Raw genomic sequence first — 18,851 nt, forward strand, 5'->3', positions numbered from 1 at the left:
AAACTTACGCTTCGAAAATCAATGACTCTGGATCTTCAAGCAAATCTTTGATGTGCTTCAGGAACGTAACGGCTTCTTTTCCATCAACGATTCGGTGGTCGTAGGAGAGTGCGACATACATCATCGGACGGTTTTCCATCCGTTCAGCATCAATCGCGACAGGACGCAAGTTGATTGCATGCATCCCTAGAATCGCGACTTGTGGACCGTTCAAGATCGGTGTCGACATGAGTGAACCGAACGTACCACCATTCGTGATCGTGAACGTACCACCCGTCAAATCAGATAGACCGAGTTTGTTGTCACGCGCTTTGACAGCGAGTTGAATGATATCTTTTTCAATCTCAGCGAAGTTCTTCTTGTCCGCATCACGTACGACAGGAACGACGAGACCGTCCGGTGCTGAGACCGCAATCCCGATATCGTAGAATTTCTTCAGGACGATTTCATCCCCTTGAATCTCAGCATTCAAGTATGGCATCTTCTTCAGTGCTGCGACTGCTGCTTTTGTAAAGAATGACATGAAGCCGAGCTTGACTTCGTTTTCCTTCACAAATTTCTCTTGGCGACGTTTACGTAGTGCCATGACCGCTGACATATCGATCTCATTGAATGTCGTCAACATCGCTGCCGTTTGTTGAACTTCAACGAGTCGGTTCGCAATCGTCTTACGACGGCGTGACATCTTGATTCGCTCTTCCGGTTTCCCAGGAGCGGCTGCAGGTGCTGGTGCCGGTGTAGCGGGTTTCGTAGGAGCCGGTTTTGCTTGCTCACGTGGTGCTACTTCAAACGTCGCGACGTCTTGGACGCGGATGCGACCAAGTGGATCTTGCGTCGCCACTTGCGCTAAATCGATTCCTTTTTCACGAGCCAGTTTACGGGCAGCAGGTGAAGCAATCGGACGATCCGCAACAGATGTACTTTCAGTCGCTGCTGCAGCCACCGGTTGTTCCGCTTTTTCTTCTGCTTTTGGTGTCTCTTTTGGCGTTTCTTGTACTGGTTCTGCCGCAGCCGGTTTTGGAGCCTCGCCACCAGCAGAGATGACAGCAATCGTTTCCCCGACGCGAACTGTATCTCCTTCAGCAGCCATCACTTCCGTCAACGTACCTGCTTCATCTGACGGTACTTCGATGTTGACTTTATCTGTCTCGAGCTCAACGATGGCTTCCCCTTTTTCCACGTGATCACCTGGTTGTTTTAACCAAGACGCCACCGTTCCTTCAGTAATTGATTCGGCAAGTTCTGGTACTTTGATTTCCATCGTATTCTCCCCCTATGACTCGATTCTATCTTAAGTTATGATGTGTGATTTGATACGTGTGATGGTGCTGTTGGAGTAGAAACAGTCGCTGTGAGTGCATCATTGATGATACGTGCCTGCTCTACTTTATGACCTGACGGGTCACCTTCTGCTGTACTAGAACGACGACGACGACCGATGTAACGGACGGTTTGGATGCCGTTCGGTGCGACTGTCTCAAGTCGAGGTTCCATGAAGGACCAAGCCCCCATGTTTTTCGGTTCTTCTTGTACCCAGACCATCTCTTCGACGGCTTCATAGCGCGCGATGACTTCTTGTAAGGCTTTCGCCGGGAACGGATACAACTCCTCGACCCGGACGATTTGTAGCCAATCGAGATTCTCATCTGATTTTGAAACGGCTTCTGCTAGATCGATTGCCATCTTACCAGAACAGAACACAAGACGTTTAACACGATCTGGTGCTTCGCCAAGTCCAGCTTGTTCGATGACACGTTGGAAACTACCTTCCGTCAACTCAGAGACATCGGATGTCGCAAGCGGATGACGCAAGAGACTCTTCGGCGTCATGACGACGAGCGGTCGGACTTCCTCTTTCCCGAGAATCGCTGCTTGTCGGCGCAACAGGTGGAAGTACTGGGCAGCACTTGACACGTTCGCGACCGTCCAGTTTTTCTCACCCGATAACGTCAAGAAACGTTCTAAACGACCACTCGAGTGTTCTGGTCCTTGCCCCTCATAACCATGCGGAAGCAACATGACGAGACCTGACGTTTGTCCCCATTTTGCTCGGCTAGCTGAGATGAACTGGTCGAAGATGACTTGACCTGAGTTCGCAAAGTCCCCATATTGCGCTTCCCATAATACAAGTGTTTCCGGAGCGAAGACGTTATAACCGTATTCAAAACCAAGTACACCTGCTTCAGACAACGGACTGTTGTAGACCGAGAATGATGCAGTTGCCGTTGACAAGGCATGGAGTGGCGAAAAGCCTTCTCCTGTTTTCACATCATGAAGATTAATGTTCCGTTGTGCGAACGTTCCCCGTTCAGAATCTTGACCGCTCAAGCGGATGGGTGTTCCATCTGAGAGAATCGAAGCGAACGCCAATGTTTCGGCATGTCCCCAGTCAATTCCGTTCTTCGTTGAGAACGCATCCGTCCGGCGCTTCAGGACCTTCTCAAGTTTATGGAACACTTGGAAGCCGTCTGGCCACTGTAATAATTCTTCATTGTACGCCGTCAATGTTTCAATCGAGACCCCTGTCTCGATGGTCGGAACGCCTTTAAAGACGACGTCCGGCATGACCCCACCATACTCTTTCTCGACGTTTGGTACTTTTTCACGAGCTGCTTTCATCTGGTCATTGATCGATGTTTCAATCGATTGAATTTCGTCAGCTGTCGCATCCCCGTTCGCGACAAGTGTTTTCCCGTACAAGACACGAATTGGATCATGTTTATGAATCAAATCGTATAAGACCGGGTTCGTATTCATCGGTTCATCCATTTCGTTATGACCAAAACGACGATATCCGATCAAATCAATCATGACATCCTTCTTAAACGTTGCCCGGTACTCGCTCGCGAGCAACGCGACAGCGAGACAGCTTTCCGGCTCATCCGCATTGACGTGGAAGACTGGGATCTCATATCCTTTGGCAAGATCACTCGAGTAACGCGTCGAACGGGAGTCCGTCGGCTCCGTCGTGAAGCCGATCGTGTTGTTCGCGATGATATGAATCGTTCCGCCGGTGTTATATCCTTTGAGATTCGCTAAGTTCAATGTTTCAGCCACGATTCCTTGACCTGGGAACGCTGCATCACCGTGGATCAGGATCGCAGCGGCAGCCGCTTGCTCTTGGCGTGGTGCTCCTTTTTGTGAGCGATCATCTTGTGCCGCACGTGTGAAGCCTTCGACGACTGGGTCGACGAACTCAAGGTGCGACGGATTGTTCGCAAGCGTCATCCGCACGTTACGTGTCTCTTGCTCAAGTTTTCGGTTTAAACCGAGGTGATACTTCACGTCGCCCGTCCAACCGTACGTGATCCCAATCGAGCCTTCAGATGGTACGAGGTCATGGTTTGGTGCATGCTGGAACTCAGCAAAGATCATTTCATACGGCTTCCCGAGTACGTGCGCCAAAACGTTCAACCGTCCACGGTGTGCCATTCCGATATTGATCGTCTCCGACCCGTTCGAGATGAGGTGTCCGACGATTGTGTCGAGCAATGGCACCATCGCGTCAAGTCCTTCAATCGAGAAGCGTTTTTGACCGACGTATGTTTTGTGCAAGTATTTTTCGAAGAGGTCCGTTTCAGCTAAGCGTTTGAACAACTGTTTCTTTTGTTCAGCGTCTAGCGTCGCTGTCAAAGCACCTTGCTCGATTTTCTGACGGAGCCATTTCTTTTCATCGAGATCGTCGACATGCTGGAACTCAACTGCGGCTGCTCCCGTGTACTGCGCTTTTAAATGTTCGATGCCTTCAAATGCGTCCTGTACACCAGTTGGTGGTTCAGGACAGACGAGTGAGACTGGCATTTTTCGAAGATCTGCTTCTGTCAATCCGTACTGACTCAATTCGAATAATCCTGTTTCTCGCGGATGGTCCTTCAGCGGATAGATATCCGCCGCAAGATGTCCTTTTGCACGAATTTGTTCCGCTAAACGATTCGCCGCAAGATATTTTTCGAAATCTCCTGTCTCGACTTGCATCGGTACAACTGGTTCCGTCACGGGTGCACCATGCTCTTCGAAATAAGCACGTGTCTCCTCATCAACGGATGTTTTGTCTTCTAAAAAACGCTCGTACAATTCAATGATGTAGCCAAGGTTTGGTCCATAGAATGCTTGTTGATCTTGCTCGTGGCCTGCCATGTACGGTTCCCCCCGTTTCTATATTTCTCCCCACACATCCAGTGGATACTCGATGTGTTTCCAGCCCTCTACCTGTTAGCGCTTTCAAAAGGAATTGCATGAATAAAACGCTGAACGTCATGAGAAGGAATGATCGTGTCATTCTTCCATGAAAGTGCCTTCGTTACTATATTACTACTCTTTTCCTGTGTGTGCATTTCGAATTCCCAAATTCTTGCGCTTAAATGTATAAGTTTTTCTTATGAGCGCTTAGCCAGTTATTTATGATTCGTCAAAAAACCGGCGTATCCGCATTTAGATACGCCGGTTCCATCATAAGACTTTACTAAGGAACGATTGCGTCCGTTCGTGTTGTGGAGAATCAAACAATGCTTGTGGCACGTTCTCTTCGACGATATAGCCACCATCCATGAATAAGACGCGATCTCCAACCTCTCGAGCAAATCCCATCTCATGGGTCACGACGACCATCGTCATGCCTTCAAGGGCAAGCTGTTTCATGACGGCAAGCACGTCACCGACCATTTCCGGGTCAAGCGCTGACGTTGGCTCATCAAACAACATGATTTTCGGATTCATCGCAAGCGCGCGGGCAATAGCGACCCGCTGTTTTTGACCTCCAGATAATTCACCTGGATAATTATCCGCTTTTTCACGTAATCCGACTTTATCGAGTAGTTCAAGTGCCCGCTGTTTCGCCTGGTCTTTATCCGATTTACGCACTTTAATCGGTGCGAGCGTGACGTTTTCTAGCACGGTCTTATGTGGGAAGAGATTAAAATGTTGAAAGACCATCCCGACTTCTTCCCGGACCTTGTTGATATCGACCTTTGGACTCGTAATGTCGAAATCATCGACGATGACCGTGCCACCCGTGATCTCTTCCAATCGATTCAAACAGCGTAAAAACGTACTTTTCCCAGATCCCGACGGACCGATGACACAAACGACTTCTTTTTCTGCAATCGAGACGTTGATGTCTTTTAAGACTTCATTCGAACCGAAGGATTTTTTTAAGTTCTTCACTTCAATGATACTCATCGTAATGTAAACCTCCGTTCCAAGAACTTCGCCACTAAGGACAAGAGATAAATGATGACGAAGTACATCAATCCGACGACAGACCAGACGATAAATGGTTCGAACGTCGTCGATTGCTGAACCTGACCTTGTTGCGTCAAGTCAGCGATTCCGATGATCGACAGCAACGATGTATCTTTTAAGCTGATGATCGATTGGTTCGTAATCGTTGGTAACATCCGTCGGAATGCTTGCGGTAAGATGATCTGTACCATCGTTTGACGGCCTGTCATCCCGAGTGAACGCGCAGCTTCTGTTTGTCCTTTATCAATCGACTGGATACCAGCTCGAATGATCTCCGCAAAATAAGCACCGGCATTGATTGCGACCGTCAGTATCCCTGCATACATCCGGTCCATCGATAACCATTCGAGCGAATTGAGTCCAAAATAGATGAAGAATAACTGAACGATGAACGGCGTTCCGCGAATGACATCAATATAGACAATTGCGATCCCGTTTAAGATTTTTGATGGTGATAACCGCATCAATGCGACGACTAAGCCAATCAGAAAGCCGACGATGACCGCGATGATGAAAATATACAATGTGACTTGAAGCCCTTCCAAGAAAAATGGAAATGCGGTTTTGACCACTTCCATTGGCTATCCCACTCCCTTATCGCCTTGCGACTTATTTCAGATACGTGTCAACGATTTTATCGTATTCACCGTTTTCTTTCAGATTCGCAAGCCCTTTGTTGATTTTCTTCATCAGATCCTCGTTCTCACCTTTTAAGACAGCGATTCCGTAGTTGTCCCCGTTGAGACGGTCTCCGACAAGTTTTAATCCAAGGTTTTGTTGTTTATTTGCATATGAGATGACAGGATAATCTTCAATCAAAGCAGCAGCGTTACCATTCTTCACTTCTTGGAACATCGCTGGACTGTCATTGAACTGTGTGACTGTAAAGCCCAGTTTATCTGCGTTATCCGTTGCATATTTCGCACCCGTCGTTCCCTTTTTGACGGCTACTTTTTTCCCTTTTAAATCGTTGACAGATTTAATACCATTCTCATCTTCTTTGACGACTAGAATAAGACCAGCTTTGAAGTATGGATCCGAGAATGTGACGACTTTCTTCCGTTCTGGCGTAATACTCATACCGGCAATGGCAACGTCCAATTGATTTGCTTGAAGTGCCGGAATGATGCCGCTAAAGTCCATCGCTTCAAATTGGATCTTGAAGTTCTGATCCTTCGCGATTGCTTTCATGAGATCGATGTCGATTCCTTTGTACGTATCCCCGTCTTTATATTCGAATGGTGGATACGTGACGTCAATGCCGACCTTATAAGTCTTTCCTTCAGACGACTCTTCTTCTTTCGAACCGATGCTACATGCACCAAGTACGAGAACACAGCTCATCAAGAGCGCTAGCAAGATACTCCCTTTTTTCATGTTTGTTTCCCCTCTCCTATGTGTTAAAGATTGTCTACTTCACTTAGTACTTTCCCTGAAGAGTACCCTCTTTAAAACGTATTTTACCAGAAAAATTCTAAAAAGATAAATATTTCTGAATTTTTATTCGTTGTAATCGTTTTCTATTCAGCAATAAAAAAAGGGCAACCCCCTGCTGGGATTGCCTCCTTCAATCATTTATGCCGCCGAGAGGACTTGAACCTCCACGGTGTTGCCACCACTAGATTCTGAGTCTAGCGCGTCTACCAGTTCCGCCACGACGACGTTGATTTATGATATTAATATAGCGGGTAAAGAACGGAGTTGTCAATCATTTCGCAAGATGTTGCGAACGAACTTCTCGACGACATCATCATACAATGCTGGATCCTCAAAATAGGCCATCGCATGAGCGGCATTTGGAATGACGACGAGCTCTTTTTCCGTTGGACAAGCTTCATACAGCTCATACACCATGTCTGTCGGTACGAATGTATCCGCCCCACCATGGATGAACAAAATCGGTACTTGTGCCTTTTTGACCTGTTTCAGCGCAGATGCTTCACGGAACGTATAACCAGCCTTTAGCTTCGTCAATACGCTCGTCATGCCTAAGAACGGAAAGTGTGGTAGACGGTACATCCGCTTCATCTGATACGCAAGGACTGCATTAACGGACGTATAGGCACAATCAGAAATGATTCCTTTGATTTGTGGTGGGAGTTGTTCGCCACTCGTCATCAATACGGTCGCCCCTCCCATCGATACGCCATGCAGGAATAGTTTCGCCTCCTGTCCGATCCGTTCAATCAGATAGTTCGACCAACTGAGACAATCTTCCCGATCATGCCATCCGAATCCGATGTAGTGACCGTCACTCATTCCGTGTCCACGATTATCGGGCATCATGACATGGAAACCGGCCTGATGGTACAGATAGGCGAATCCGGCTAAATCCGTTCCGACGCCTCCGTACCCGTGCACGAGAATGACGATCCGATCTGACGGAACAGGTGACGGAAGAAAATGCCCGCGTAACGTTAAACCGTCTTTCGCTTCAATCTCGATCCGCTCAAGCGGTTGCTCCTTGATCCATGTCTGACCAGGTTGCATCAATCGGACCATCTCGTCACTTAGATCTCGATTATTCGATAAGAATGGCTTTGGATTCGTAGCGATTGCCATCTCGTAAAAATAATAACTCGCTGCTACTAATCCGGATCCGATGACTCCGATTCCAATTTTTGTTCTGCGACGCATCTGTCCCACTCCTTCTTTCCGTTATAACTCGATCTTCAGTTGAGCAGCATGGTCATCCTCTTCATCCTGCAAGACTTGTTGACGTAATCGCTGTTCTTGTTGCTGACGCCGGTAGGCAAATTCTTGGACGAGCTCTGTACCCGTGAATCCATCTTCTACGAGTTCGCTCAATAAATCTGTTTCTGTCTCGACGACCTCCCCCGGACGTCGCATGACGAGAACATCTCCGACTTGTGCAATCAGCAATTCATCTTCTAGACGAAGTGCATCGTAAAATGGTTCCGGTAACGTCATCCGACGTGTCTCCGGATTGATATGGACGCGTTTATAAACGCCTAATGCTTGAAACTTACGACGTGCCATTGCGTGCTCTCCTTTTTAGTTGAACGTCAGATCGATTCGTGAATCTTTTCCTTGAATACGAACCGTACCCGTCGCTCCATTGATTAACGTCACCTGCGGCGGCTGATGACCGATGTCAAGATCGTATAAGACTGGTAAGCCTTTCTCATCCGCTAGATATTGATACACGTTTAGCCATGTCAGGTCTTCTGTAATCCTTGCAGACGTGCGCCCGAATAAAAAGCCAGCCGCATGGTTGAACCAGCCAGCATACGCCATTTGTCGCAGCGTCCGGTGCACCTCTGCCGAATTCGCTTCAGACACCTCAAAGTACCAGAGTATCGGTTCTCCGTTGATCTCTTCACGCTGGAAACGCTGCACATCTCCATACGGTGTCCCAATCAGATGGCGAATCGTCTCTAGGCACCCACCAAGTATACGTCCGGTCACTTCTGTTCGCTCATCAAGTGCTTTCCATTCCGTCGCTTCCGTTAGCTGAAATAACGAACCTGCTGGACGTTCTTCATCAGTCCACTCGGATTGATAACGATCGGAAGCCCACTGTGTAACGGTTCCTCCAGTTGGCGTCGCAAGTACTCGTCGCCAGGCACTTGTCGTCTCGTCCCATTCTTCACTTCGAAGCTCAACGAAATTCGGACCATGTGCTGTTGCAATTCCCGTCTGAAGCGTCAGACTGAGCAATAGCGTACTGATATCGGAATAGCCAAGCAACCATTTTGTTTGGTAAGTAGCTAGCGTCAACTCAGGTAAAAGATCAATGGCGCGTTCCCCGCCAAATGGCGGGATGACGGCATCAATCGTCTCATCCGTCATCATGCGGTTCAATTCTTCGGCCCGTTGTTTAGCCGGTGCACTCTCAGCATGTTGATGCGACCAAATCGTTTCGCCTAAACGGACGTTCATTTGTCGTGCTTGTACCTGTTCAACTGCTCGTTCGACCCATTCCTGTTGCTGTTCACGTAATCCGGAGGAGGGCGCCGTCACTCCGATCGTTTGACCTGTCCAACCTAAAAATGGATATTTCATGGTGACCCCCTATAATGTCATAGTGTGAAACTATCTTCTCGTCAAAATATGAGTTCATTATACCGTTCTTATGCCGCATTACCAACTTTTATCCTGTTCGAACGTCGTGATACGAACAAAAAACACGATTCCGTACGAGAGACCTGAATGAACAAGTCACCTCGACGAAACCGTGTTTGATTCCTTAGCTTGATGCTGATAGTTCAGCGTATTCCTCTTGCGTGAACGCACGAGAGCGTGTCAAAAAACGTTTCCCTTCGACACCTTCAAGAGAGAACATTCCGCCTCGACCATCCACGACATCAATGATGAGTTGCGTATGTTTCCAGTACTCATATTGATCTTCATGAATATAAAACGGACAACCACCGATCTCTCCCAGTTTTTTATCCTGATCTCCCAGGAATAGATCACCCTGCGCAAAACACATCGGGGAACTGCCATCGCAACAACCACCAGATTGATGAAACATCAACGGACCGTGTTTTTCTCTCAACTGGTCGATTAACTCTAGACAAGCTGCTGTCGCCTGAACACGTTCCACCATTTGCATCCACGTCCTTTCCGACTTAGAAGAAACCGAGTTTATTCGGGTTGTAGCTAACCAGTAGGTTTTTCGTCCGTTGGTAATGGTTGAGCATCATCTTATGGTTTTCACGTCCGATCCCTGACATTTTGTAACCACCAAACGCCGCGTGAGCTGGATATTGGTGATAACAGTTCGTCCAGACGCGTCCTGCTTCGATCGCACGCCCAAACCGATAAGCACGGTTCATATCACGTGTCCAGACGCCGGCACCAAGACCATATAACGTATCATTCGCAATTTCGAGCGCTTCTTCTTCCGTCTTGAATGTCGTAACCGACAAGACCGGTCCGAAAATTTCCTCTTGGAAGATTCGCATCTTATTGTGTCCTTTGAAGATCGTTGGTTGGATGTAATATCCTTCTGCGAGATCCCCTTCAAGCATGTTGCGTTCCCCACCGATGAGACATTCTGCGCCTTCCGACTTACCGATTTCAAGATATGAAAGAATTTTCTCCATCTGTTCGTTCGAAGCTTGGGCACCCATCATGACGTCCGAATCAAGAGGATTTCCGATCTTGATGGCTTTAACGCGCTCTAGAACACGTTCCATGAACGGTTCGTAAATCGATTCTTGAATCAAGGCACGCGACGGACACGTACAGACTTCTCCTTGGTTCAACGCGAACATCAGTAATCCTTCGATTGCTTTATCAAAGAAAGCATCGTCTGCCTGCATGATATCCTCAAAGAAGATGTTCGGTGATTTCCCACCGAGTTCGAGTGTGACCGGAATCAAGTTTTGTGATGCGTACTGCATGATCAAACGTCCTGTCGTCGTCTCTCCCGTAAAGGCGATTTTTGCGATTCGTTTGCTTGAAGCGAGCGGTTTTCCTGCCTCGAGACCAAATCCATTGACGATATTCACGACACCAGGTGGCAATAGATCCTCGACAAGTTCCATGAGCACCATGATGCTCGCTGGTGTTTGTTCTGCTGGTTTTAAGACGACACAGTTTCCTGCTGCAAGAGCCGGTGCCAGCTTCCAGACAGCCATCAGGAGCGGGAAGTTCCACGGAATGATTTGACCAACGACGCCAAGTGGCTCATGGAAGTGATACGCTACCGTGTCTTGATCGAGTTCGCCGACCGAACCTTCTTGGGCACGGATGACGCCGGCGAAATAACGGAAGTGATCGATTGCGAGCGGTAGATCGGCGTTGAGTGTCTCACGGACCGCTTTCCCGTTCTCAAGCGTCTCTGCATAAGCGAGCATCTCAAGGTTTTCTTCCATCCGATTCGCGATTTTATTTAAAATGTTTGAGCGTTCCGTTACAGACGTTTTCCCCCATGCTTCTTTTGCCGCGTGTGCTGCATCAAGAGCCAGTTCGATGTCTTCCTTACCGGAACGAGCGACTTGGCACAATACTTTACCAGTGACAGGTGTGACATTATCAAAATATTCTCCCCCGACAGGTGCCGTCCACTTTCCATTGATATAATTTTCATACCGTTCCTTGTACTGTACTTTTGACCCTTGCTTGTTCGGAATGTCATAAATCATGCGTTATTTCCTCCCTCAACTAAAATGGTCAAGCAGTGAGACGGATGCTTGTATGCGCTTACATTTTAATATAGGCTAAAACAGTCCCCTCGATACCATCGTACCAAAATTATATGAAAAGTCAAAAAATTCCGGTAAATATCTGTGATTTTTTTCGAGAAAAAAACATCTCCATTTTCGGGAGATGTTTTGCCGGTCAAGACCGTGTCGGGTCAATTCCGTCTTCTTGGTCAGACGGTGTGTCGGAACTACCGAAATCACTTACTTTCGAGAATCCATCCGTATCACCGTCGATGTCTTTCCCGCGGGCTGTAACAGATGGATCCAGTACATCTTCTTCACTTGGTCGCGAATTCGGATCGTTCTCGTTTTGTTCTGCTTCTTCTTTCGCATGCTCGATACATAATAGCGTTTCCGGAATGATATCAAGACGTTCAATCTCAATCTCTTTTCCACAGACCTTACAAATGCCATACGTTCCGTCCTCAATCGCTTTTAGGGCACGATCCACATCAGAGAGCATATCCTCTTGCATGTCCGTGATCGCTTGATCGCGTTCCCGCAAGAACAATTCATCGCCGGAATCGGCAGGATGATTATCGTAACTCGACAATTCACCTTCATCGTAATCCTTATCGCGTTGTTCGATGTTTGATGTCGTCTTTTCTTTTTCCTTTAATAATCGTTGCTTGAATTCTTCCGTCTGTTGTTTAGATAACATGATTGTTCGACTCCCCTTCGTTAGAACCTCTGTTAAGAATGTAGCCTATTCGAAGAAGAGTTAAACCATCACGAACACTTATAAGAACGAATTGATCCATGAAGATCACAGATAACCGTCATGCATTCATTCCCATCGTTAAAACAAATCTGATGTGATCGTCCGTTCTTGGATGTCGTGATGTCATCGATCCACAGTTGCGAAGCATCTGCCGAAGACAGCATCGCGATTTTGTCACGAATCATGAATAAATCAAACGGTAACAGATTCAAGGATTGAATCGTTAACCCATTTTTACGGAAGAGTGGATCAAGCTGGTATTGCGAAAGACTATATAAAGACTTTTCCGTCCCACCAATCAGTAGTTGAATCGAATGTGACGGTTCATGACTGTCGATTCGTTCCTTATGCAGGATGATTCGTCCTCGAACACCAGACTCATTGAATATTCGTTGCGTATCCTCTTGTGACAGGCGTGGGCCACCTTCCTTGACCTTTAAGACGATGTGGGCGAATTCCGCAAAATCCGGTTTTCCAATCTCAAGCGCTGGGATATGACGGACTTCTTCTCGTTCAATGATTTCAATCAAGTCACGCTCTACTTTGACACTGACCGTATCTGTTGAAAAGACACGGACGTCGATCACGAATTGATCAAGTACCGCATTTACTTCGATCGTATACGTCAAATCAAGATTTTTTTCTTGTTCAACCAACAAACGATTCAAGATGAGTTGATGCAATAAATGGACTGGTGTACGTGAAGAAAACTGACTCGAATAAATCAAATGTTTTGGTCCGGTTCCTTTTGTTGCTTTTGGTCGTGCTCCGTTTAATCTATATACGTTCACTTTATAATTCAACATATAATCACCTTCTCTTACCTGAAAAATCGGAATAGAGATGTTCCGTTCATATAGCGTACAATGTATTTTAATCGCTAAATATTCGTTTTCGAATATTCCAAATTGAATATACAAATTGTAATCAAATTGTGATAGAAGATTTGCAAAAACTGATTATTTCGATGACGATGCGCTACATGTTATTAGATATACAAAACCACCTTTCACGTAACGTGAAAGGTGGTGAGCACACTTATTCTCAAGCAATCGAATTGACTTGTTGTTGCATCGCTTCATAATGTTCGATGATTCGAGATCCAAGTGGATCCGTTGCTGACAGTTTTAGATATGCGTTTAATGCATCTTCAATTCCATGTTTCGTGATATATGCATTTAATTCAGAAGATTCTGAATCATTTGGATCGAAATAGGTCAGTGCTGCTGCGATCCCGCGCGCTAATCCATCTGCTTCAATCCCGCGCTCCATCAATTCCTTCGCTGGTTTGACGAGTCGGTCACTTGGACTCAGTTTACGAATCGGTGAACGAGCGACACGAATGATTTCATCATGAATTCGCGGGTTCTCAAAGCGTTTCATATTCTTTTGGATATACGCACTATGGTCGACGGGGTTAAAGCCGTACTTTTCAAGTAACAACCACCCTGTTTCGTAAAGTGCTGTCTGGACACCACGACGGATGCGTGGATCCGTTAGACTTTCAGCGATTGTCTCTTTATGAAAGAGTGCTCCGAGGTACGAAGCGATCGCATGTCCCGTATTAACTGTGAACAGTTTCCGCTCGATGAACGGTTCGATGTTCTCGACATAGGTAACACCTTTAATCCGTGGATAGGCTTCCGGTAGTCCAGTCGTCTCAATCACCCATTCGAAGAATTCTTCTACTTCGACGTACAACGGGTCTTCATGATGCTGAAGCGGCACGATCCGGTCAACCGCTGCATTCGGGAAATACCAGTTCTCCGCTACCGTCTGATGTTTCGCTACCTCCGCTTGCAAGTGTTTTGACCCACCGATCATATTCTCACACGCAATGACGTAGACAGGTGTCTGTTGATCACGTTGACGTAACCCTTCCGCGATCAAAGGAGCTACTTTCGACAACAAGCTCGGGCCGACAGCAGTCGTAATCACATCTGCATCGCGAATCGCTGCAATGACCTGATCCGGTTCAGACAAACTGTTGAGCGCCGTCACGCCGTCGACCCGTTCACGTCCTCCTTGTTCAGAGGCATAACCGACCTCATAGGTATGTCGTGCTTTTAATGCATCGACGACCGTCGTATTGACATCTACGAAGCAGACTTCGTAACCCGTCTTGACGAGTTGTAAGCCGATGAAACCACGTCCAATGTTACCGGCACCAAAATGAATGGCTTTCATGCTTACACCTCCGCTGTCAATAAGGCGATGATTTCTTCTTTTGATTTCGCTGCCACGATACGCTCGACGTTCTCCTCATCGGAGCAAATGACTGCGATATTCGATAACAACTCGAGGTGTTCGTCCCCAACACCAGCGATACCGATGACGAGTCGTGCTTGTTCCGTTCCGAACGCTACGCCTTGCGGTACTTGTAGAATCGATAGCCCCGTTTTCTTGACTTGTGATTTAGCCGACTCTGTTCCGTGGGGAATTGCGACATGGTTGCCGATATAAACCGTTGATAAAGCGTGACGCTCCTGCATTGAATCGATATAACCCGCTTCGACATATCCATGGTCGACGAGGAGTTGACCGGCAGCCGTAATGGCTGCCGTCTCGTCTGCGAATTGTTGATCCAGTAATACGAGTTCCGGTGAGAGGTTCATTGTCGTTGTCATGTTTATTCCTCCTTGAATATCTCTATCTTTATTTTTAAGAAATCTTATTTCGTGCTGTTTCAATCTCATGAACGAGTTGGTCATAATAACCGGCATTCAAGAAATTATCGACTGATCGGTGTTCTGCCGTTGGAACCTGTTCCTTCGCTCGCTCCGTCAAATCACGATGCGTGATGATCAGTTCGGCGTTTTGCGGCAATTGACTGATTGACGTATTCGTTACCTTGATCGGTAAGCCCGCTTTGTTGATTTTATTGCGAAGGACGGATGCTCCCATCGCACTTGATCCCATACCAGCGTCACAAGCGAAAATGATATGTTCGACTTCCGCAAGTGGTTTAGCATCAGCTGAAACGAGTATCGAAGCAATCGATTGTTTGCCTTTCATCGCACTGACGTTCGCGCTTGCTTCTTCAAGGGATGTCTCTTTTGCTTTGCTTGTTTTCAATAAGACAGTCGAGACAACGAATGTCACAGACGCTGAAACAAGGACACCGGCGATCAATCCGATGTAAGAGCCGCGGGATGCCATCGCAAGAACCGCAATGATACTACCTGGCGAAGCAGGTGCGACTAAACCGACATCAAATAGGACGAATGTGAGAATTCCACTCATACCACCTGCGATCATCGCAAGCAATAAGACCGGCTTCATCAAGACATATGGGAAGTAAATTTCGTGAATCCCACCGATGAACTGAATGAACGCAGCACCCGGTGCTGTTTTCTTTGCTGCACCAGAACCGAAGAACGAGTACGCGAGTAACAATCCGAGACCCGGACCCGGGTTAGCTTCGAGTAGGAACAGTACCGATTTTCCTGCTTCATTCACTTGATCGAGACCAAGTGGGCTTAAGATACCGTGGTTGATGGCGTTATTTAAGAACAAAATTTTCGCTGGTTCGATGAATAAACTAGCAAGCGGTAATAAGTGCGCACTGACGATTGCACCAACTGCTGCAGCCATGATGTCGTCAAGACCTGTCATGAGTGGTCCGAATAACTTGAACCCACCGAGCATCAACAAACCACCAATGATTCCGACCGAGAAATTGTTGACGAGCATCTCGAGACCCGGTTTGACTTTTCCTTCGATCAACTGATCGAACTTTTTGATGACGTATCCACCAAGTGGTCCCATGATCATGGCACCGAGGAACATCGGAATCTCTGTGCCGACGATGACCCCCATCGTCGCGAGCGTCCCGACGACGCCCCCTCTGACGTCATGCATTAATTTCCCGCCTGTGTATCCGATCAGCAACGGTAAGAGATAGGTGATCGTCGGACCGACGAGTTCACCGAGTTCCTTATTTGGTGCCCATCCAGTTGGGATGAACAGTGCCGTGATGATCCCCCAGGCGATGAATGCACCGATGTTCGGCATGACCATACCGCTTAAAAAGCTTCCGAACCGTTGAACTTGTACACGGATGCCCCGTGCTCCATTTTGAGCTGTCGCCATTGTGTTAGCCTCCATTTCGTGTATGAGTTGATAAGATGATTGCTTTGCTATGACCTTATTGTAAGAGTACTGCAAGCGCTTACTCAATCTTTCCTAGTTCAGTCTTTGTCCAAGAAGTTGGACAGACTGGAAAGAAGCCTGCTTGACATAAAAAAATCCCTGTCACTTCAGGAATGGAGTGACAGGGATTTTTTCAAGTGTGACCTAGGAATTGATCAATGACCGTTCGAAACGTTCGATTCAAAAGCAGACGAATCGTCTGTTCCTCCCCGAACTCGAATTGATCCATTTGTTCGGGACTCTCGATGATCGCAGCACTGATCGAACTGAGTAATTCAAGCAGTTCGTTCGAGGTCTCTTCCGGTGCGACCAAGACGAGGAGCCGTTCGACGGATTGTAACTGTTGATCCATTCCGAGCAAGTCGATCGGTTCAGGCAATTCAAAGATGAGGAATCCCCCTCGTTGAATCGTCGCATCGCGTCCGTGAAACAGCGCAAGCCGCGTTCCCGGAATACCAAGACCTGACATCTCATGACGACGTAGCAATTGTCCAGAGAGCGAAACAGCTGACTTCGCCAATCCTTGCTCGACCATGCGTGTACTGATCTCAAACAATAGCGATTCAATCCCATCGTCCATCCGCTCCAACCGTTCCATCTTGAATCCATTCGATACTTGGATTGACGATGCGACGAGACGATGCAGTTGCTCAAGTTCGAGCCATTCCGTTTTCGTCTTTCGCGGTGCCGGTTGAAAGGATTTAGGCAAGGCGAGAATTAATTTCCGAATCCGTTCGACCTCATCCTGAGGAAGCAATGGGTTGACGAGAAGATGTGGTGGGCGGATGTCAGGCAACGGTACGGTCGATAAAACGAAGTCGTACGATTCGATCGGTAACCGTTCGATGCCAAACAACGACGAGTTATCGATGTGCTCGAGTTCAGCGAATTCTTGACGCAATCGATTCATTAGTAACTTCGAAGAACCGAGTCCAGCAGAACAAACGACGAGGACACGATATGGTAGTTTAGGTGTCGGTTTACTCAGGACAGCTCCGAAGTGCATGACCCAAAAAGCTAAATCAACGTCTTCGAATGTAACATCGGTGAAGATCGACAGTGCTGCTTGTTTGACCGCATCAAACAAGCGCGGATATTCCCGTTCGATTTGTTTGATGACATAAGATGGATTGACACTATTTTGACGTGTGTACGATTGAATATGCGAAACGAGTCCGCGTTCTAGCGCATGATCCTTCGTGAAGTTCGTTCCATACATTAAGGAAACACGTTCAATCAATCGTTTCACACGAAGACGCGTGACGAGTTCTTCCGTATCTCCTGCGTCCGATTGAAAGAAAGCACGCAACTCTTCTGATAACCATTGGCGTTCGGCAATCGACAATGTGTCAGGTAGTCGCTCTTCGACGCGTTCCACCCATTTGAGGATTTCGACCGGATACGCTTTTAACTCGTAACGCATCGGAAACTGATCTTTGCGCAACGCTTGTAAAGCTAAGCTGAGTGTCGCACGCATGATTTGTCGGTCATTGAGACGCCCTTCTTTCGTCAATGGCGCTATGACCGCGTACGCTTGATTGATCATCTCAAGCCAGGATGTTCGATTCATGCGTAACAGATGAGGTAATTGCCCGGCGTCGCCTTGTAACAACCGATAGAAAGCGAGAACATCCCATTGCGTAAAGATCAATGAAATCAGTAAACGGCGTTTGTTGATTTCTTCGCCGATGACTTCGGCACCAATACCTTTTTTGCGCTTGATTTCAAGGTCATATTGTAGAAACCATTCATCAATCCGTTCTAAATCCTGGCTAACCGTGCTCGGAGCCACATACATCGCATGGGCGATTGCCTGTAATTTGACCATCCCTTCTTCTTGTAGTAGCCGATACGCTAACTCGACTTGGCGATCTTCAGCGTTAGGTAATTGTTTATGTGACAACAAGAGTTGGTCCCGTAATGCATGTTTGGCTTCGTCCGTTCCCTCAATTAAGAGACCTCTGCCGCGAACATATGTCAAACGCAAATCATGATCTTCTAAAGACTGGGCAAGACGATCGCGTTCACGTTGAATCGTTCGTTCCGATGTCTCGAGCGTTTCCGCGATCTCTTGTATTTGAACAGGTTCCTCGCGTGATAAGAGGAAAAATAAGATATCATGTTCCCGTGGTGTAAATTCAGTCATGCAGCCTCACTCTTTTCTGCCAAGATTCGAGGATGACGTCATATGCAGTCGGATCAAGAATCCGATCGACTGGATGAACCGAACAATGTGTTTTCCATACGTGTCGATGGACGAGTTGCGTTTCTCCGACGATAAAAGCTGCTTGATCAGGTAGTTCTGCGATCCGACATGTCTTGACGTCTGTCGTAATACCGCATTCAAGTAAGCGCTTTCTTAAAATCGTAGCCCCCATGATACTACTCGCCATTCCACTCTCGCATACGAAATAGATGCTTTCTGAATTCATCTGTCATACCTCCTCTTCATTTTATAAGAATAGCAGAAATATTTTCGGTGTTTCACCTTGAAACAAAATCAATAGTTATTTTTGAACTGGCAGATTTCTTTGCCAAACACAAAAAAGCCTGGATTTCCG

General features: G+C 47.1%; 17 protein-coding genes and 1 tRNA gene. All 18 read right to left on the minus strand.

Annotated features, from left to right (window positions below):
* Nucleotides 1-4: 4 nt before the first annotated feature.
* The 18 genes from odhB to KNQ12_RS02335 all read right to left on the minus strand — a co-directional run bounded on the left by odhB (nucleotide 5) and on the right by KNQ12_RS02335 (nucleotide 18,722).
* Nucleotides 5-1,261 carry a 2-oxoglutarate dehydrogenase complex dihydrolipoyllysine-residue succinyltransferase gene (gene odhB / locus KNQ12_RS02250; RefSeq protein WP_055968443.1) on the minus strand — a complete coding sequence of 419 codons (1,257 nt, stop codon included), beginning with the start codon at nucleotides 1,259-1,261 and terminating at the stop codon, nucleotides 5-7.
* 35 nt (nucleotides 1,262-1,296) lie between these two features.
* Nucleotides 1,297-4,137, minus strand: coding sequence for a 2-oxoglutarate dehydrogenase E1 component (locus tag KNQ12_RS02255; protein ID WP_055968445.1), 2,841 nt, complete (start codon nucleotides 4,135-4,137; stop codon nucleotides 1,297-1,299).
* Nucleotides 4,138-4,449: 312 nt separating this feature from the next.
* Nucleotides 4,450-5,178, minus strand: coding sequence for an amino acid ABC transporter ATP-binding protein (locus KNQ12_RS02260; protein WP_251055696.1), 729 nt, complete (start codon nucleotides 5,176-5,178; stop codon nucleotides 4,450-4,452).
* On the minus strand, nucleotides 5,175-5,819 hold the full coding sequence (locus KNQ12_RS02265) for an amino acid ABC transporter permease (protein ID WP_023468550.1): 645 nt from the start codon (nucleotides 5,817-5,819) through the stop codon (nucleotides 5,175-5,177). Before KNQ12_RS02265 ends, KNQ12_RS02260 begins: the two co-directional genes overlap by 4 nt.
* 31 nt (nucleotides 5,820-5,850) lie before the next feature.
* The gene (locus tag KNQ12_RS02270) at nucleotides 5,851-6,618 is read right to left on the minus strand and encodes a transporter substrate-binding domain-containing protein (RefSeq protein WP_023468551.1); all 768 of its coding nucleotides are present in this window, start codon (nucleotides 6,616-6,618) and stop codon (nucleotides 5,851-5,853) included.
* A gap of 201 nt (nucleotides 6,619-6,819) precedes the next feature.
* Nucleotides 6,820-6,903 (minus strand) — tRNA-Leu (locus KNQ12_RS02275).
* 42 nt (nucleotides 6,904-6,945) lie between these two features.
* Nucleotides 6,946-7,878, minus strand: coding sequence for an alpha/beta hydrolase (locus tag KNQ12_RS02280; protein ID WP_055968447.1), 933 nt, complete (start codon nucleotides 7,876-7,878; stop codon nucleotides 6,946-6,948).
* Between the two features lie 21 nt (nucleotides 7,879-7,899).
* Nucleotides 7,900-8,241, minus strand: coding sequence for a hypothetical protein (locus KNQ12_RS02285; protein ID WP_023468553.1), 342 nt, complete (start codon nucleotides 8,239-8,241; stop codon nucleotides 7,900-7,902).
* A gap of 15 nt (nucleotides 8,242-8,256) precedes the next feature.
* Complete coding sequence (locus KNQ12_RS02290; RefSeq protein WP_214746135.1) at nucleotides 8,257-9,267, minus strand: S66 family peptidase; 1,011 nt, start codon at nucleotides 9,265-9,267, stop codon at nucleotides 8,257-8,259.
* A 184-nt stretch (nucleotides 9,268-9,451) separates the two neighbouring features.
* A complete protein-coding gene (locus KNQ12_RS02295; protein ID WP_023468555.1) occupies nucleotides 9,452-9,814 on the minus strand; it encodes a DUF779 domain-containing protein in 363 nt (120 codons plus the stop codon).
* A gap of 22 nt (nucleotides 9,815-9,836) precedes the next feature.
* Complete coding sequence (adh, locus tag KNQ12_RS02300) at nucleotides 9,837-11,357, minus strand: aldehyde dehydrogenase (protein WP_055968451.1); 1,521 nt, start codon at nucleotides 11,355-11,357, stop codon at nucleotides 9,837-9,839.
* A gap of 196 nt (nucleotides 11,358-11,553) precedes the next feature.
* Complete coding sequence (locus KNQ12_RS02305) at nucleotides 11,554-12,078, minus strand: TraR/DksA C4-type zinc finger protein (protein WP_214746138.1); 525 nt, start codon at nucleotides 12,076-12,078, stop codon at nucleotides 11,554-11,556.
* Nucleotides 12,079-12,146: 68 nt separating this feature from the next.
* Nucleotides 12,147-12,929: a hypothetical protein gene (locus KNQ12_RS02310; protein ID WP_241492312.1), complete on the minus strand. Its 783-nt coding sequence runs from the start codon at nucleotides 12,927-12,929 to the stop codon at nucleotides 12,147-12,149.
* A gap of 253 nt (nucleotides 12,930-13,182) precedes the next feature.
* Nucleotides 13,183-14,325: a mannitol-1-phosphate 5-dehydrogenase gene (locus KNQ12_RS02315; protein ID WP_035396977.1), complete on the minus strand. Its 1,143-nt coding sequence runs from the start codon at nucleotides 14,323-14,325 to the stop codon at nucleotides 13,183-13,185.
* A 2-nt stretch (nucleotides 14,326-14,327) separates the two neighbouring features.
* Nucleotides 14,328-14,765 (minus strand): PTS mannitol transporter subunit IIA, encoded by a 438-nt coding sequence (locus KNQ12_RS02320; protein ID WP_023468560.1) that lies wholly within the window; start codon nucleotides 14,763-14,765, stop codon nucleotides 14,328-14,330.
* Nucleotides 14,766-14,799: 34 nt separating this feature from the next.
* Complete coding sequence (locus tag KNQ12_RS02325; protein WP_214746141.1) at nucleotides 14,800-16,230, minus strand: PTS mannitol transporter subunit IIBC; 1,431 nt, start codon at nucleotides 16,228-16,230, stop codon at nucleotides 14,800-14,802.
* Nucleotides 16,231-16,423: 193 nt separating this feature from the next.
* Nucleotides 16,424-18,436: a BglG family transcription antiterminator gene (locus KNQ12_RS02330; protein WP_214746144.1), complete on the minus strand. Its 2,013-nt coding sequence runs from the start codon at nucleotides 18,434-18,436 to the stop codon at nucleotides 16,424-16,426.
* Nucleotides 18,429-18,722, minus strand: coding sequence for a PTS sugar transporter subunit IIB (locus KNQ12_RS02335; protein WP_214746148.1), 294 nt, complete (start codon nucleotides 18,720-18,722; stop codon nucleotides 18,429-18,431). Before KNQ12_RS02335 ends, KNQ12_RS02330 begins: the two co-directional genes overlap by 8 nt.
* Nucleotides 18,723-18,851: the final 129 nt, after the last annotated feature.

The sequence above is a fragment of the Exiguobacterium sp. s11 genome, from assembly GCF_018619015.1.
Lineage (GTDB): Bacteria > Bacillota > Bacilli > Exiguobacteriales > Exiguobacteriaceae > Exiguobacterium_A > Exiguobacterium_A indicum.

Coding starts and splice junctions, on each gene's coding strand:
- odhB (WP_055968443.1), bottom strand. CDS start 1,261: ATGGAAATCAAAGTACCAGAACTTGCCGAATCAATTACTGAAGGAACG.
- KNQ12_RS02255 (WP_055968445.1), bottom strand. CDS start 4,137: ATGGCAGGCCACGAGCAAGATCAACAAGCATTCTATGGACCAAACCTT.
- KNQ12_RS02260 (WP_251055696.1), bottom strand. CDS start 5,178: ATGAGTATCATTGAAGTGAAGAACTTAAAAAAATCCTTCGGTTCGAAT.
- KNQ12_RS02265 (WP_023468550.1), bottom strand. CDS start 5,819: ATGGAAGTGGTCAAAACCGCATTTCCATTTTTCTTGGAAGGGCTTCAA.
- KNQ12_RS02270 (WP_023468551.1), bottom strand. CDS start 6,618: ATGAAAAAAGGGAGTATCTTGCTAGCGCTCTTGATGAGCTGTGTTCTC.
- KNQ12_RS02280 (WP_055968447.1), bottom strand. CDS start 7,878: ATGCGTCGCAGAACAAAAATTGGAATCGGAGTCATCGGATCCGGATTA.
- KNQ12_RS02285 (WP_023468553.1), bottom strand. CDS start 8,241: ATGGCACGTCGTAAGTTTCAAGCATTAGGCGTTTATAAACGCGTCCAT.
- KNQ12_RS02290 (WP_214746135.1), bottom strand. CDS start 9,267: ATGAAATATCCATTTTTAGGTTGGACAGGTCAAACGATCGGAGTGACG.
- KNQ12_RS02295 (WP_023468555.1), bottom strand. CDS start 9,814: ATGGTGGAACGTGTTCAGGCGACAGCAGCTTGTCTAGAGTTAATCGAC.
- adh (WP_055968451.1), bottom strand. CDS start 11,357: ATGATTTATGACATTCCGAACAAGCAAGGGTCAAAAGTACAGTACAAG.
- KNQ12_RS02305 (WP_214746138.1), bottom strand. CDS start 12,078: ATGTTATCTAAACAACAGACGGAAGAATTCAAGCAACGATTATTAAAG.
- KNQ12_RS02315 (WP_035396977.1), bottom strand. CDS start 14,325: ATGAAAGCCATTCATTTTGGTGCCGGTAACATTGGACGTGGTTTCATC.
- KNQ12_RS02320 (WP_023468560.1), bottom strand. CDS start 14,765: ATGACAACGACAATGAACCTCTCACCGGAACTCGTATTACTGGATCAA.
- KNQ12_RS02325 (WP_214746141.1), bottom strand. CDS start 16,230: ATGGCGACAGCTCAAAATGGAGCACGGGGCATCCGTGTACAAGTTCAA.
- KNQ12_RS02330 (WP_214746144.1), bottom strand. CDS start 18,436: ATGACTGAATTTACACCACGGGAACATGATATCTTATTTTTCCTCTTA.
- KNQ12_RS02335 (WP_214746148.1), bottom strand. CDS start 18,722: ATGAATTCAGAAAGCATCTATTTCGTATGCGAGAGTGGAATGGCGAGT.